This window comes from Streptomyces sp. NPDC087845, assembly GCF_044742755.1.
GTDB lineage: Bacteria > Actinomycetota > Actinomycetes > Streptomycetales > Streptomycetaceae > Streptomyces.
The window spans coordinates 321530-336586 of the sequence record NZ_JBIUVC010000003.1 but is presented as its reverse complement, the minus strand read 5'-3'; the positions used below and the strand labels follow the sequence as shown (position 1 = coordinate 336586).

Genomic DNA, 15057 nt, shown 5'->3' with positions numbered 1-15057 from the left:
TCCCGTGACGGGTGCCCTTCGGCGGGAAGGCCCTTTCGCCGATTCGACTGGCTGCCGGGAGTCGGCATCCATCGACCGTCCTCGGCCGACGGATGCCCGCCACTGGGCCCTGTCGTCACGGGGCCGCATGAACCGTCAGCAGCCGTTGCCGCGGGGGAACGGGCACGGGCCGCGGTGCGTCACGGGCTCACCGCCGGCGCCCGAAGGCGAAGCGGCCGCCGGACGAGCCCGGCCACAGCGTCCCCGCGCCCGCCGCCACGGTCACGGCCAGCGCCAGCACCCCGTACCGCACCGGCGGCAGATACGGCACCGAGCCGGTCACCGACACCGCGAACGCCACCAGGGGGACCGCCGCGACCAGCGTGCCGATGGCCAGGCCCGCCGCCACCACCAGGCCCGTCTCCAGGACCAGCATCCGCCTCACCTGGCGACGGCCCGCGCCGACCATCCGCAGCAGACGGAACTCGGGGCGGCGGCCCACCGTGATCAAGGACAGGGTGCTGACCACCGCGAGCAGCGCGAAGCCGCCGATCACCCCGACACCGATGACGACCATCGCGTTGTCCTGGTCCGACACCGGCGGGGCGATCCGTACGTCGTCCGCCGTAGCGGTGCGGACCCGCGCACCCGTGTACGGGGCGAGGGCGTGCCGTACCGCCTCGGCCGAAGCCGCCCCGCCGTCCGCCGAGCGGATCAGGATCAGCTGATCGCGCGGCGCCGAGACATGCCCGGCCAGGGCTTCGCGCGGCAGCATGAACTCGCCCAGTCCCAGGGCCCGTTCGTAGATCGCCACCACTCGGAGCCGTACCTCCGTACCGTCACCGAGGCGGAGCTCCACCGTGTCCCCGGTACCGAGGCCGAGGTCGGCGGCCCGGTCCTTGCCGACCGCGACCGTGCCCCTGCCGGTGAGGTCCGCCAGGTCACCGGCCGTGACCTGCGGATCCAGCGTGCCGGACAGCTGGCCCGCCGTCACACCCAGCACGGGGAACCGGTCCAGTGCCGGGTCTCCCATGTCGTGGTGGGCGAGGACGACGCCGGAGCGCAGCACACCCGTCGCCGCCGTCACCCCCGGGGCCTCGCGCACCGCCCGCGCCGCATCGGCCGGCAGTCCTGCGGCCGGACCCGTCGCCACCAGGTCCGCCCGGAGCGCGGCAGCGGCCTGCCGGTCGGCGGCCCGCTCCATCGTCGAACCGGCCGTCAGTTGTACGCAGACGAACGCGACGACCAGCACGATCGGGGTGATCGCCGCACCGAGCCGCCGATTGTGCGCGGCGGCGGACCTGGCGGCCAGGAACCCGGAGACCCCGCCCGCACGCCGTACCGGCGTCCCCAGCACCCGCATCGCCACCCGGGCGATCCACGGACCGAGCAGCGCCACCGCGATGATCAGCGAGGTCGCCGCCCCCGAGGCGGCCACCGCGGCGGCCTGCCCACCCTGCGCCGTCGCCGCACCGGCCGAACCGACGCCCGCGACCGCCAGCACCACTCCGGCGACGGTACGCAGCCGGCCGGGCTCGTTCGGCTCGGGTGCACGGGCCGCGCCCAGCGCCGCGGCGGGGCTCAGCCGGGTGATGGACCTGGCGGCGAGCATCGACACCGGACGCGCCGCGAGCGTGACGAGCAGCGCGGCCGCGGCACCCGCGGCGAACGGCAGCCACACCGGCACGGGCAGTGGCAACGGGTCCGTGGCCAGCAACGACCGCATCAGCAGCCCCAGCGGTACGGCACCGATTCCGCCCAGCACCGCCGCGGCGCCGGTCACCCGGCCCGCCTCGCGTCCGACGGCCGACCTGAGCTGGCGGGGAGTCGCCCCGACCGCGCGCAGCAGCGCCAGCTCGCCGGAGCGCTGGTGCACCGCCTGGGAGAGGGTGGTCGCGATCACCAGGAGCGCCACCATGAGGACGGTTGCGGCGATGGAGGCGAGCATCGGGAGGAGATCAGCGCGTTCGCCGAGCGCCTGGACGTACTCGGCCTGACCGCGCTCCGGGCCGGTGAGGACCCGGATATCGCGGTCGCCGTGTGCGCGGTCGGGCAGTGCGGAGTCCAGCGACGCCCGCAGCGCGTCGGCCGGGACGCCCTTCTCGGCGACGATACCGATGGCGTCGACCGTGCCGGGGTGCCCGGTCAGGGCGGTCAGCTGCCGCTCGGTGAAGAAGACGGCGGGGGCGGCACCCCGGTGCGCGGTGTCGGCGACGCCGCTGATGGTGAAGGGGCGGGGCGGACCGTCGATCTGCAAGGTCACCCGGTCGCCGGTCCTGCCTCCGGCGGCGGCCGCCAGCGCGCTGTCGACGACCACCTCGGTGGACGACCTCGGCGCCCGCCCCTCCGTCAGCCGGTACGGAGTGAGCACGGCGGACTCCCAGGACCGGCCGACAGCCGAAGCCTCACCTGCCCCGGTACCGGCGCTCCCACCGCCCACGGCCACCGGGACCGAGTCGTCCGCGACCGCCTTCGCGACCCCGTCGGCGGCGGCGGCCTTCTTCACCACCGAGCGGTCGAGGCGGACCCGTTCCGGCAGATACGCCGTGACGGTCCGCGGTTTGCTGCCCCACGGCTTCGCCGTGTACGTCACCTGCTGGTCGGCCACCACCACGGCGTCGGCCCCGGCATGACGTTCCACCGGCGGCTGGGCCAGCAGCAGCGAACCCAGGACGAAGGCGAACGCGCCGACCAGCGCGGCCGCGGCCGTCGTCGCCGCGAACACCGCGGCCCACGCCCGGCGATGGGTCCTCAGCGAACGCCGGGCGAGGAACGCCGACGCCCGCCGCATCCCGTGCCGCACGCCGGCGTGCGGCCTTCGCGTGTCCGCATCCGGGCCCGTGCGGGTGTCCGTGTGCGTCTTCGTGCTCATCGCAGCCGACCGCCGTCCATCGTCAGCACGGTGTCCGCCCAGCTCGCCGCGACCGGGTCATGGGTGACCATGACGACTGTCCGGCCGTCGATCCGTACCGCGTCCCGCAGCAGACCGAGAACCAGCGTCGCCGACTCCGGGTCCAGCGACGCCGTCGGCTCGTCCGCGAAGATCACATCGGGCTCGGTCACCAGCGCCCGCGCCACCGCGACCCGTTGCTGCTGGCCGCCCGAGAGCGTCGCGGGGCCCTGCGCCCCGCGATCCGCCAGGCCGACCCGGGCCAGCAGATCCCGGCCGCGGGTCAGCACTTGCTCGTCCGCCGGATCGGCGCCCGCCAGCACCAGCGGCAGCACGACGTTCTCCTCGATGTTCAGCGAAGGCACCAGATTCAGGGCGTGCGACTGGAAGACGAAACCGATCCGGTCCCGGCGCAGCCGGGTCAGCGCGGCCTCGGACAGCGCACCGAGATCGGTGCCCGCGATCCGTACCGTCCCCGACGTCGGGCGGTCCAGGCCCGCCGCACACTGCAGGAACGTGCTCTTCCCCGATCCCGAAGGACCCACCACCGCGGTGAAGCTCCCGGCCGGGACCGCACAGCTCACCGCGTCGAGCGCGACCGCCCCACGATCGCCGCGGCCCCCGTAACGTCGGCTCACCGACTCCAGACTCAGCGCGGCCGCCCGCACCGCCGTGATCGTGTCCACCGTCGACTTCACCGTTCCTTCTCGCTTCATGCTCGACCTCGCCCCCTCTGACCTGGGTAAACGCTATGAGGGAGGGAGCGGTCGGGCGAGAGTGCGCGCTCCCCGACCGGGGTGTAGCCGGCTCCACCAGGGCTGGGGAGAGGCCCCCACTCCTGCGGCGGGTGAACCCCCGTAACGTGAGGCGTCATGAGCACCACTCCCGCCCCGCTGACGGCTGCCATCCGGCGTTCCTGGGATGCCTCGCGCTATCTGTTCATCGGCATCGCGATCGCGCTGACCTCGTACGTGGGCACGTTCCTGGTGGTGGCGGCCCTGATCTTCGCCGCCGTGATCGTCGGGCTGCCCGCGCTGCCCGAGGCCGCCAAAGTGCTGCGCCGGTTCGCGGAGTTCGAGCGGCGCAGGGCGGCCGCGAGGCTCGGTGTTCCCTTCACGCCGACGCCGTATCCGCCGCTGGACAGCGGTGAACTCTCCGAGCGGGTGCGGCGGGTCCTCACCGACCCGACGGTCTGGCGCGACGCGCTCTGGCTGCCCATCCAGGCGCTCATGGGCAACGTCATCGGCTACCTGACGATGGTGCTGTGGCCGGTCGGGCTCCTCGTCGACGGGGTCTTCCTGTCCGTCGTGCACCTGCTGGACCGGCGTGCCACCGACGAGTACGGGACGCCTCCGTCCGTGCGGCAAGGACTGGTGCTGCGCTGGCATCCCGTACTCGCCGATCTGTCGGCGAGCTGGACCCGTTCCCTGCTCACCTCCTCGCCGTCCACCGCACTCGCCGAGCGGGTCGCCCAGCTGACCGAGAGCCGGGCCGGGGCGGTCGAGGCACACGGTGCCGAACTGCGGCGGATCGAACGGGATCTGCACGACGGTGCCCAGGCCAGGATCGTCGCACTGTCGATGCGCATCGGCCTCGCCAAGCAGCTCCTCGACCGCGACCCGGCCGCCGCGCACATCCGCCTCGACGAGGCACAGGACGGCGCGGAGGAGGCCCTCGCGGAGCTGCGGCACGTGGTGCGCGGCATTCATCCGCCCGTCCTGACGGACCGCGGACTGGCGGGAGCGGTACGGGCGTTGGCCGCCGATGTCAGTGTGCCCGTCACCGCCGGGCTCGACGGGGTGGAGGACGGGCGGCGGCTGCCGGCCGCGATCGAGGCCGCCGCCTATTTCGTGATCGCCGAGGCCCTCACCAACATCAGCAAACACAGCGGCGCGACAGCCGCGACGGTACGGATCGAGCGGCCCCCCGGCACCCTGCGAGTGACCATCGGCGACGATGGTCACGGCGGCGCGGACGAACGCGCCGGCAGCGGGCTGGTCGGAATCAGGCGACGGATCGCCGCCCTCGACGGCACCACCCGCATCAACAGCCCCATCGGGGGGCCGACGGAAATCGAAGTGGAGCTGCCGTGCGGATCGTGATCGCCGAGGACAACGCGCTTTTGCGGGAGGGGCTGATCCTGCTGCTCACCAGCTCGGGCCACGAGGTGGTGGCCGACGCGGCGACCGGCCCCGAGGTGCTGCCCGCCCTTCTGGAGCACCGTCCGGACGCTGCCGTGCTCGACGTACGGCTGCCGCCCACCTTCCGCGACGAGGGGCTGCGCGCCGCCCTCGCCGCCCGCGCGGAGATGCCCGACCTGCCGATCCTGGTCCTCTCGCAGTACGTCGAGGAGACGTACGCCGCCGAGCTGCTCGCCCAGGGTGCCCAGGGCATCGGCTACCTGCTGAAGGACCGGGTGGGACGGGTCGACCAGTTCCTCCAGGCGCTCGACCGGGTGGCGGGCGGCGGCACGGCACTCGACCCCGAGGTCGTGACCCAGCTGCTGACCCGCAGGTCGTCGGCCGAACCCCTGCAGAGCCTCACTCCGCGCGAGCGCGAAGTCCTGGAGCTGATGGCACAGGGCAAGGCGAACGGCACCATCGCCGCCGAACTGGTGGTGACGGAACGGGCCGTGAGCAAGCACATCGGCTCGATCTTCGCCAAGCTCGGCCTCGAACCGGACGACGGCGCCGTGCACCGGCGGGTGCTCGCGGTGCTGGCGTATCTGGAGGGCAAGGGCACACGCTGACGTTTGCCGGCCCCGCTGTACGCACGGGCGCGGACCGCCGCGAACTGCCGCGGACCGCTGCGGCTGCCCCGACCCCTCGCCCTGGGCGTTTCCCGGCACGGAGACCGGAGCCGGCGGGAACCGGTCGCAGCGGAGCGCCGGCGGCCCGCCCCGACGCGGCGAGCAGCAGAACGACCAGGCAAGGCGGCCATGCCTCCGACGCGTGCGTAGAGCAGCACGGTGTGCGGCGATTCCACGCCGAAGCGGGTGAGCCCCGCGACCACGCCCAAGCGCGGCACCGGAGTTGACTCCGAGCAGCCCGGTCTCCGCCAGTGGGTCGCGTGTGGCGGCCTGCGGCAGGCAGCCCTTGCTCTGTGGGCGGACCGGCTGGCGGCCGGGCTGGCGGGCCGGCGACCGGGTCGTCGTCCAACTGCCCAATGCCGCCGAGTTCTTCGGGGTGATCTCCGCGCTGTTCCGGATCGGCGCGCTGCCCGTATTCGCCCTTCCCGCGCACCGCGCCTCGGAGATCCGCTCCCTCTGCGCGTTCACCGAGGCGGTCGCCTACATCGTCCCGGACACCCATGGCGGCTTCGACTTCCGCGAGCCGGCCTCGCAGATCCGTCGTCGGCGTATACGCGCACATCGGGGTGCTGATGACCGCGTGCGATGCCTGGATGCAGGACATCCAGGCCTTCGTCGTCGCCGTCGCCGTCGCCGATTTCTCGCGTGAGGACCACGAGATGGCGCTGCGCTGGGCGGCCGGAAAGTGCGCGGTCGTCACCACCACCGACACGCTGCTGAAGGAGGTCTGAACGGCATGGCTCCGCGATCGGGCGGATACGTGTGGACGTCGCCGATGTGCGGGGCCGCCGGCCCGGCCCCGGCGACCGGGGCGGGCCGGCCGCGCTACCGGGGCGGGGGCGCCGCCGTCGCGAAGCCGTCCCGTCCGTCGGCCCCCCCGGTGAAACGCACCGGAACAATGCCCCGCATGGACCTCAGCAACCTCGGCGACCTTGGCGACCTCAGTAGCCTCAACAACCTCAGTAACCTCAGCGACCCTAGCGACCTCAGTAACCTCGGCGATCCCGCGGACCTCAGCGGGCCGACAGCCCGCGCCCTGCGCCTCGCCGTGCCCGGCCATCGCCGCATCCTCGGCATCGCGGGACCGCCCGGAGCCGGAAAGTCCACCCTGGCCGCACAGCTCGTGGACGCTCTCGACGGTCTCGCCGTCCTCGTGCCCATGGACGGCTTCCACCTCGCCCAGGCGGAGTTGGAACGCCTCGGCCGCGCCGGGCGCAAGGGTGCCCCCGACACCTTCGACGCCGCCGGGTACGTGGCCCTGCTGCGGCGCCTGCGCCACCCGGAACCGGGAACCACCGTGTACGCCCCCGTCTTCGAGCGCGCCCTGGAGGAGCCGGTCGCCGGGGCCGTCCCCGTGCCCCCGGACGTTCCGCTGGTCGTCACCGAGGGCAACTACCTCCTGCACGACGAAGCGGCCTGGGCGTCCGTGCGCGGGCTGCTGGACGAGGCGTGGTTCCTGGAAGCCGAACCGGCCCTGCGGGTGCGCCGGCTCGTCGACCGGCACGTGCGGTTCGGAAAGCCGCGGGCGTACGCCGAGCGCTGGGTGGCCGAGTCCGACGAGCCCAACGCACGCCTGGTCGAGCGGGGCCGCTCCCGGGCCGACCTCGTCGTGCGGCCGCACCGCGAAGCCTGATTCCCGCTCGCGATTCCCGCTCGCGATTCCCGCTCGCGCGGACCGGAGCACGCGGGCAGGATGCTGTATGCCGTGTCGCGTAGCCAGGAGGTCCCGCATGTCCAGCCCGAACCAGCCCGTACCGTTCACCGCCGAGGACTACCGGGCCCGGATGGCGCGCGCCGCCGAGACCGCCGCCGAGGCCGGGCTCGCGGGAGTGCTGGTCGCCCCCGGTCCAGATCTGGTGTACCTCACCGGCTACCAGCCCGTGAGCACCGAACGCCTCACCGTCCTCGTCCTCACCGCCGGACAGGACCCGGTGCTCGTCGTCCCGACCCTGGAGGCCCCGGACGCCGAGAAGGCCGTCGGCGCTCCGGCCCTCACCCTGCGGGACTGGACCGACGGCAAGGACCCGTACGCCGTCACCGCCCCGCTGCTCGACGGCCGGGGCCGGTTCGGGATCAGCGACAACGCCTGGGCGATGCATCTGCTCGGGCTGCAGCGGACGCTCCCGGGCACCTCGTACGTCTCCCTCACCGAGGCGCTGCCGATGCTGCGCGCGGTGAAGGACGCCCATGAGCTGGAGCGGATCGCGGCAGCCGGGGCCGCCGCGGACGCCACGTACGGCGAGATCATCAAGGCCCGTTTCGCCGGGCGCAAGGAGACCGACATCGCCGCCGATCTGGCCGACCTGCTGAAGCAGTTCGGGCACTCCCAGGTCGACTTCACCGTCGTCGGCTCCGGACCGAACGGTGCCAATCCGCACCATGAGGCGGGCGACCGCACCATCGAGCGGGGCGACATGGTCGTCCTCGACTTCGGTGGCCTCAAGCACGGTTACGGCTCCGACACCTCCCGCACGGTCCATGTCGGCGAGCCCACCGCCGAGGAGCAGCGGGTCCACGACATCGTGCGTGAGGCGCAGGAGGCGGGCTGCAACGCGGTGCGGCCCGGCGTCGCCTGCCAGGAGATCGACCGGGCGGCCCGCGCCGTCATCACCGAGTTCGGCTACGGCGAGCGCTTCATCCACCGCACGGGCCACGGCATCGGTGTCACCACTCACGAACCGCCCTACATGATCGAGGGCGAGGAGCAGCCGCTGGTGCCCGGAATGTGTTTCTCCGTGGAGCCGGGCATCTACCTGCCGGGCCGGTTCGGGGTCCGGATCGAGGACATCGTGACCGTGACCGAGGACGGCGGCCGGCACCTCAACAGCACCGCGCGCGAACTGGCGATCGTCGAGTAGCCGGACGCGGGGGCCGTGGATCAGTCGTCGGCCAGGACCACGCACGACTCGGGCGGGAGATGCAGCAGTCCGTTGCCGCTCGGCGTCTCCACCGGCTCCCACGCGGCCACGACCCTGCCCGCGCCGCCCCGGCGGCGGCCGCCGCCCAGCGGGATCGCGGCCGGTTTCCCGCCGAGGTTGACGGCGATCCGCAGTTCCCCTCTCCGGTACGCCAGCCAGCGCGCCTGTTCGTCGTGGGCGGTGCGCACCGACGCCAGGTCCGGGTCGGAGAGGTCGGGCAGGGTGCGGCGCAGGGCGATCAGCTCGCGGTACCAGGCGTGCAGACGGGCGTGCGGTTCCTGTGCGGGTTCGCTCCAGTCCAGGCAGGAACGGTCGCGGGTGGCCGGGTCCTGCGGGTCGGGAACGTCGTCCGCCGCCCAGCCGTGCGCCGCGAACTCCCGCCGCCTGCCGTTGCGGACTGCCTCGGCGAGCGCCGGGTCGGTGTGGTCGGTGAAGAACTGCCAGGGCGTACGCGCGCCCCACTCCTCGCCCATGAACAGCATCGGGGTGAACGGACCGGTCAGTACGAGGGCCGCGGCGCAGGCCAGCAGACCGGGGGAGAGGGTGGCGGAGAGCCGGTCGCCCTGGGCACGGTTGCCGATCTGGTCATGGGTCTGGGCGTAGCCGACGAAACGGTGGGCCGGGGTGCGGGCGATGTCGACGGGGCGGCCGTGGGTACGGCCGCGGAAGCTGGAGTACGTACCGTTGTGGAAGAACGCGCTCGTCACGGTCTTGGCGACGGCGGCCAGCGGGGCCACGGCGAAGTCGGCGTAGTAGCCCTGGGACTCGCCGGTCAGCGCGGTGTGCAGGGCGTGGTGGAAGTCGTCGTTCCACTGGGCGTGCAGCCCGATGCCGCCCGAGTCGCGCGGTGTCGTCGTCCGCGGGTCGCAGCGGTCGGACTCGGCGATCAGCGAGAGCGGACGGCCGAGTTCGGCGGCGAGCGCGTCGGTCGCCGCGGACAGCTCCTCCAGGAAGGTCAGCGCCCGGTCGTCGGCCAGGGCGTGTACGGCGTCCAGCCGCAGCCCGTCGAGCCGGTAGTCGCGCAGCCAGGCGAGTGCGCTGCCCAGCAGATACGCCCGCACCTCGTCCGAACCCGGCGCGTCGAGGTTGACCGCCGCACCCCACGGCGTGTGGTGGGTCTCGGTGAAGTACGGGCCGAAGGCGGGGAGGTGATTGCCGGACGGGCCGAGATGGTTGTGGACCACGTCCAGGACGACCGCGAGCCCGAGGCCGTGCGCCATGTCGACAAAGCGCTTGAGCCCCTCCGGGCCGCCGTACGGTTCGTGCACGGCCCAGAGCGACACCCCCTCGTACCCCCATCCGTGGGTACCGGGGAAGGGGCAGACCGGCATCAGTGACACGTGGGTGATGCCGAGTCCGGCGAGATGGCCGAGCCGGGCCGCCGCGGCGTCGAAGGTGCCCTCGCCGGTGTACGTACCGATGTGCAGCTCGTAGAGGACGGCTCCCGGGAGCTCCCGGCCCGCCCAGTCGTTGCGCCAGGCGTACGCCGAGTGGTCGACGACGGCGCTCTCGCCGTCCGGCCCGTCCGGCTGGCGGCGCGAGCGCGGATCGGGCAGCACACTCCCGCCGCCCGCGGCCCTTCCGTCCCCGGCACTGCCGCCCTCGGCCCCGCCGTCCCCGTCTCCGCCGTCGCCGCCCCCGTTCAGCACGAAGCCGTAGCGGTCCCCGTCCGACGCCTCCGCGTCGACCGTCCACCAGCCGTCCCGCAGGGGATCACGCCCCATCGCGCGCGGCGCACCCGCCAGTCGCAGTTCGACCGAGTCCGCATCCGGTGCCCATACCTCGAACAGCATGCAACGCTCCTCGTCTCCTCGCCCCCGTGCTCCATGGTCGGCAGTAGCCGCGACGGCTGACTCACGACACTGGATCGAGCCCGTTACTGGCGATTAAGGTCTGGTTCTGATCATTGCCCCGTCAGGTTCTGCTCAATACGCACTCCCTCTTACGGCTGTGGAGGCCGAGATGAATGTGCCGCCGTCGAATGTGCCGCCGTCGAACGTGCCGTCGTTCCCGCCCGGGTTCCTCTGGGGAGCCTCCGCCTCCGCCTTCCAGACCGAAGGCGCGTCCGACACCGACGGCAAGGGCCCCTCCGGATGGGACGCCTTCGCCGCACAGCCCGGACGGATCAAGGACGGCACCGACACCACACGCGGAACCGGCTTCCACGAGCACTACCGCGAGGACGTCGCCCTCCTGGCCGGCCTCGGCGCCGACGCCTTCCGGTTCTCCATCAGCTGGCCGCGCGTGGTGCCCGGTGGCAGCGGACCGGTCAATCCGCAGGGGCTCGACTTCTACGACCGGCTCGTCGACGAGCTCTGCTCCCACAGCATCGCCCCGGCCCCCACCCTCTACCACTGGGACACCCCGCTGCCGCTGGACGAGGAGGGCGGCTGGCTCAACCGCGACACCGCCTACCGCTTCGCCGAGTACGCGGGCATCGTCGCCGAGCGCCTCGCCGACCGCGTACCGATGTGGATCACCATCAACGAACCGGCCGAAGTCACGATGCTCGGCTACGCCCTCGGTGAGCACGCACCGGGCCGCACCCTCCTCTTCGACGCCCTGCCCGCCGCCCACCACCAGCTTCTCGCCCACGGCCTGGCCGTCCGCGCCCTGCGCGGCGCGGGCGCGGACAACATCGGCATCGCCGTCTCGCACACCCCCGTCTGGACTGCCGGGGACCGCGACGAGGACCGCCTGGGAGCGGAGCTGTACGACACGGTCACCAACTGGCTGTTCGCCGACCCGGTCCTCGCCGGCCGCTACCCCGACGAGAACTTCGCCGCGCTGATGCCCGGCCCGGTCGAGGACGACCTCAGAATCATCTCCACCCCGGTCGACTGGTACGGGGTCAACTACTACAACCCCACCCTGGTGGGCGCTCCCGATCCCCAGGCCCTGGACTCCTTCTCCGGCTTCGGGATGCCCGCCGAACTCCCCTTCGGCATCCGCGAGATAGAGGGTTACGAGAGGACCGACTTCGGCTGGCCCGTCGTCCCCGACGGCCTGCGCGAAACCCTCGTCCAGCTCCGCGGCCGCTACGGCGACCGGCTCCCGCCGCTCTACATCACGGAGAACGGCTGCGCCGTCGACGAACCCGCCCGGGACACCAGCCGGATCGCGTACCTCGAAGGGCACCTGAGGGCCTTGCACACGGCCATCGACGCGGGAGTCGACGTCCGCGGCTACTTCACCTGGTCGCTCACCGACAACGTCGAATGGATCGAGGGCGCCAGCAAGCGGTTCGGTCTGGTCCACATCGACTACGAGACTCTGCGCCGGACCCCCAAGGACTCGTACGCCTGGTACAGGGACCTGATCCGTACGCAGAAGGCCCTCGCGACCGGGCACGGTGCCCCGGAGGTGTCCGGACCTTACGGGCGTCCCCCCGCGTGATCAATACTTCGCGCCATGGTTGCTTCATGGTGGTCCCGGGCCCGACTGGGGATCTTTGTGCACTGGACGCCCGCCTCCGTACCGGGGTGGGCCCCGCCGTACCTGCCCGCGGACGAACTGCCCCTGGCGGGCCGCCGGGCACCGCTCGGCTGGACGTCGTACGCCGAGTGGTACGAGAACGCGCTCCGCTTCCCCGACAGCCCCGTCTCCGCCCACCACCGCGCGGTGTACGGCACCCGCCCGTACACCGCCTTCGGGGGCGACTTCAACGACGCCCTGGACACCTGGGACCCGGCTGCCTGGGCCCGCGGCTTCCGCGCCGCGGGTGCCCGCTACGCCGTCCTCGTCGCCAAGCACCACGACGGCTTCTGCCTCTGGCCCTCCGAGGTCCAAAACCCGCACCGCTCCGGCTGGCACACCACACGCGATGTCGTCGGTGAATTCGCCGAAGCCGTACGGGCCGAGGGGCTGCGCTTCGGCGTCTACTACTCCGGCGGACTCGACTGGACCTTCGACGACCGCCCCATCGGAACCGGCGCGGACACCGTCTCCGCGGTCCCGCGCGGCAGCTACCCCGCGTACGCGAACGCCCAGGTGCGCGAACTGATCCGCCGCCACCGCCCCGACATCCTCTGGAACGACATAGCCTGGCCCGCCTCGCGCACCGACGTCCAGCGGCTCGTCGAGTACTACCGCTTCACCGTCCCGCACGGCGTCGTGAACGACCGGCTGTTCCCGTACGCCCCGATGTGGCGCGCACTGCAACTGCCCGGAGCCAAGGCCCTGTACGACCGGTGGGAGCGCCGCACCATCGCCCGGGGCGAGGGCTTCGTCCCGCGCAAACCGCCGTACTACGACTTCCGCACCCCCGAATTCGCCCGGTACAGCGGCCCCGACCCGTACGAGATCACCCGCGGCATCGACCACAGCTTCGGCTACAACCGCAACTCCCCGCCCGAGGCGTTCCTGGGCCGGGTCGCGCTGGACGCACTGGTGCGCGAGACGGCGGCCGCGGGCGGCAATCTGCTGCTCAACGTGGGACCGCGCGGCGAGGACGCGACGATCCCCGCCGAGCAGCGGCTCCGCCTGGACTGGCTGGCGGAGCGGCCGGGACTCGTCGACCCGGTGCGGGAGTGATCGCCGCCGCAGGTCTTCGACATGGGTTCGACGTGGCAACGACGGGGAGTCAGGAGCCGCTGTCCCAGACCATGTCGAAGGCGCGCTCGAAGTTCACATACCCGAGGCGTTCGAAGGACTTCGCCATCGGGACGTTGCCGAGATCGGTCGCGGCCCGGATCCGTTCCACACCGTCCTGCGCGGCCAGCACCCTGGTGCCTGCGGCGAGGATGTCGTCGATGTACCCGTGGCCGCGCCGGTCGGGCAGCACGCCGATGTACGCGATGACGGGGTTGTAGTCGTTGCGCGCAGGGATCACGAACCCGACCGGCCGACCGTCCGGGAGTTCGGCGACACGCCACCACTCCCGCGGTGTCGTGTATCCCGCCAGCTCCTCGTCGTAGTGCTTCTCGGCCGCTTCCCGGGCGCTGAGACCGGACTCCAGGTCGGACCGGCCGTGGGCGTCGAGGGTGCCCTCCATCACCGGTGTCATCAGCGCGAGGAGGTCCTCCCGCCCCTCGACCGGGCGGAACCGCAGTCGGCCGCTGTCGGCGGGGACGGGCGTACCGGCGCGCCACTCCAGGCGCAGCCGCTCGACCAGCATCCGCGCGCCGGAGCGCTCCATGACCCGGATCCGGGCCTCGACGGCATCGCGGGCCGCCGGGTCCTCGCGCCAGTCCGCCGGCACGAAGCGTCCGTACTCGGGCCGCGGGGCGCCGGCCGGCACGACCGCCGACGTCGCCGCCTCCAGCAGCGCCAGGCCCGCCTCGCCGCGTCCGGGCTCGGGCAGGCTGTCGTCGAGGTCGAAGATGTCGAGGAACTGCGGCGCGTCACCGTCCCGGCTCCACCACGCGATCCGCGCCACCACCCGCTCGCCGCGCAACGCCACCCACATCCATTCGGGTCGGCGGCGCCCGCTCTCCAGGTCCTCCACGAGCTCGTGATCGAGGACGTACGAGAGCCGGCGGAAGAGCCCGAGCTCCTGCGCGCCGGCGAGCGGACGGAGGGTCAATTCCGGTGGTGCAGAGGTCACACAATCTCCCTGGAGTGCGCGGAAGCCTTCCGGCGGTCGCCGGAGAGCCCGCGGCGGCAGACAGTAGCAACGTCCGCCCGACGGCGCCGCGGAATTACCGAGCGCGCGTTCCACGCAGGTCAGGCGGGCGGAACACGGGGTTCTTCTGGACACTCCGGGGCGGTCGGGCCGACAATTGGCCGTGTGACGTCCCCCTTCGAGTTCCACACGTACCCCGCGCGGCTGTCCGACGCCCAGCGCGACCGTGTTCTCGGCGTGCTCAGAGACGGCGCGGCACAGGGCAAGCTGTCCCACGACACCTTCATGCGGCGCATGGAGCTGGCCCTCACCGCCCGGCGCTCGGAGGAACTGGCGGCGCTCACTGCCGACCTGGAGCACGAGGGCCGCTGGTCACGGCGGGTACTGCGGGTGGTGAGCGGCGTGTCCGGCTTTCCCGGCCGGGTACGCAGGGTCTGGCAGACCGAACGGCTTCCGAAGCTCCTGCTCCCCGCCCCGAGCCCGTACCCCCTGCGGATCGGCCGCGATCCGGGCAATGGACTGCGGCTCAACCACTTGACCGTCTCCCGGCTCCACGCGGAACTCACCGCGCAGGGCGGCAGCTGGCTGCTGCGCGACCTCGGCTCGACCAACGGCACCTGTGTCAACGGACAACGGGTCATCGGCACGGTCCCGGTCCGTGAGGGGGACCAGGTGAGCTTCGGCCGCATGAGCTTCCGGCTCTCCGCGCCCGTCCTCGGGCCTCCTGCCTGCTAGCCGGCCGGAGCCCCGAGGCGACCGGACCGGTACCGACCGGGCCGGTGCCACGTCACATGTCTGATCCCGGGCCGGTGCCACGTCACATGTCTGATCCCGGGCCGGTGCCACGTCACATGTCTGATCCCGGGCCGGTGCCACGTCACATGTCTGATCCCGGGCC

Annotated in this window: 11 protein-coding genes and 3 pseudogenes; 9 read left to right on the top strand and 5 right to left on the bottom strand. The window is 72.7% G+C overall.

Annotation, left to right across the window (positions count from 1 at the left end):
- Positions 1–187 precede the first annotated feature (187 nt).
- Together ACIOMQ_RS10695 and ACIOMQ_RS10690 are read right to left on the bottom strand one after the other, a co-directional pair.
- Complete coding sequence (locus ACIOMQ_RS10695) at positions 188–2851, bottom strand: ABC transporter permease (protein WP_402188605.1); 2664 nt, start codon at positions 2849–2851, stop codon at positions 188–190.
- Positions 2848–3585 carry an ABC transporter ATP-binding protein gene (locus ACIOMQ_RS10690; protein ID WP_401986509.1) on the bottom strand — a complete coding sequence of 246 codons (738 nt, stop codon included), beginning with the start codon at positions 3583–3585 and terminating at the stop codon, positions 2848–2850. The genes ACIOMQ_RS10695 and ACIOMQ_RS10690 overlap by 4 nt, the downstream gene beginning before the upstream one ends.
- 156 nt (positions 3586–3741) lie before the next feature.
- Between ACIOMQ_RS10690 and ACIOMQ_RS10685 the strand changes: the two genes are divergently transcribed.
- Positions 3742–4971, top strand: a complete 1230-nt coding sequence (locus ACIOMQ_RS10685) for a sensor domain-containing protein (RefSeq protein WP_401936370.1) — start codon at positions 3742–3744, stop codon at positions 4969–4971.
- Entirely contained in the window at positions 4959–5618 is a 660-nt protein-coding gene (locus ACIOMQ_RS10680) for a response regulator transcription factor (protein ID WP_362197889.1), read from the top strand. The genes ACIOMQ_RS10685 and ACIOMQ_RS10680 overlap by 13 nt, the downstream gene beginning before the upstream one ends.
- A 94-nt stretch (positions 5619–5712) precedes the next feature.
- On the opposite strand, the pseudogene ACIOMQ_RS10675 reads toward ACIOMQ_RS10680, so the two are convergent.
- A pseudogene (locus ACIOMQ_RS10675) lies at positions 5713–5963 on the bottom strand (iron chelate uptake ABC transporter family permease subunit); the annotation flags it as partial.
- A 12-nt stretch (positions 5964–5975) separates the two neighbouring features.
- Here ACIOMQ_RS10675 and ACIOMQ_RS10670 point away from each other — a divergent pair.
- The 4 genes and pseudogenes from ACIOMQ_RS10670 to ACIOMQ_RS10655 all read left to right on the top strand — a co-directional run.
- Positions 5976–6219: pseudogene (locus ACIOMQ_RS10670) on the top strand (AMP-binding protein); the annotation flags it as partial.
- Positions 6218–6409, top strand: a pseudogene (locus ACIOMQ_RS10665) (isochorismatase family protein); the annotation flags it as partial. The pseudogenes ACIOMQ_RS10670 and ACIOMQ_RS10665, both read left to right, overlap by 2 nt.
- A gap of 176 nt (positions 6410–6585) precedes the next feature.
- Positions 6586–7311, top strand: a complete 726-nt coding sequence (locus ACIOMQ_RS10660; protein ID WP_401263667.1) for a nucleoside/nucleotide kinase family protein — start codon at positions 6586–6588, stop codon at positions 7309–7311.
- A 97-nt stretch (positions 7312–7408) separates the two neighbouring features.
- The gene (locus ACIOMQ_RS10655) at positions 7409–8536 is read left to right on the top strand and encodes an aminopeptidase P family protein (RefSeq protein ID WP_401263668.1); all 1128 of its coding nucleotides are present in this window, start codon (positions 7409–7411) and stop codon (positions 8534–8536) included.
- A 20-nt stretch (positions 8537–8556) separates the two neighbouring features.
- On the opposite strand, the gene treZ is transcribed toward ACIOMQ_RS10655, so the two are convergent.
- The gene (gene treZ / locus ACIOMQ_RS10650; RefSeq protein ID WP_402188603.1) at positions 8557–10389 is read right to left on the bottom strand and encodes a malto-oligosyltrehalose trehalohydrolase; all 1833 of its coding nucleotides are present in this window, start codon (positions 10387–10389) and stop codon (positions 8557–8559) included.
- A gap of 169 nt (positions 10390–10558) precedes the next feature.
- On the opposite strand from treZ, the gene ACIOMQ_RS10645 reads away from it, so the two are divergent.
- Together ACIOMQ_RS10645 and ACIOMQ_RS10640 are read left to right on the top strand one after the other, a co-directional pair.
- On the top strand, positions 10559–11992 hold the full coding sequence (locus ACIOMQ_RS10645) for a GH1 family beta-glucosidase (protein WP_402188601.1): 1434 nt from the start codon (positions 10559–10561) through the stop codon (positions 11990–11992).
- 15 nt (positions 11993–12007) lie between these two features.
- A complete protein-coding gene (locus ACIOMQ_RS10640) occupies positions 12008–13129 on the top strand; it encodes an alpha-L-fucosidase (RefSeq protein WP_402188599.1) in 1122 nt (373 codons plus the stop codon).
- A 49-nt stretch (positions 13130–13178) separates the two neighbouring features.
- Here the strand turns inward: ACIOMQ_RS10640 and ACIOMQ_RS10635 are convergent, their stop codons facing one another.
- The gene (locus ACIOMQ_RS10635; protein WP_362197871.1) at positions 13179–14141 is read right to left on the bottom strand and encodes a GNAT family N-acetyltransferase; all 963 of its coding nucleotides are present in this window, start codon (positions 14139–14141) and stop codon (positions 13179–13181) included.
- Between the two features lie 183 nt (positions 14142–14324).
- Here ACIOMQ_RS10635 and ACIOMQ_RS10630 point away from each other — a divergent pair, with 183 nt between their 5' ends.
- On the top strand, positions 14325–14894 hold the full coding sequence (locus ACIOMQ_RS10630) for a DUF1707 and FHA domain-containing protein (RefSeq protein ID WP_362197869.1): 570 nt from the start codon (positions 14325–14327) through the stop codon (positions 14892–14894).
- The last annotated feature ends 163 nt before the right edge of the window (positions 14895–15057 follow it).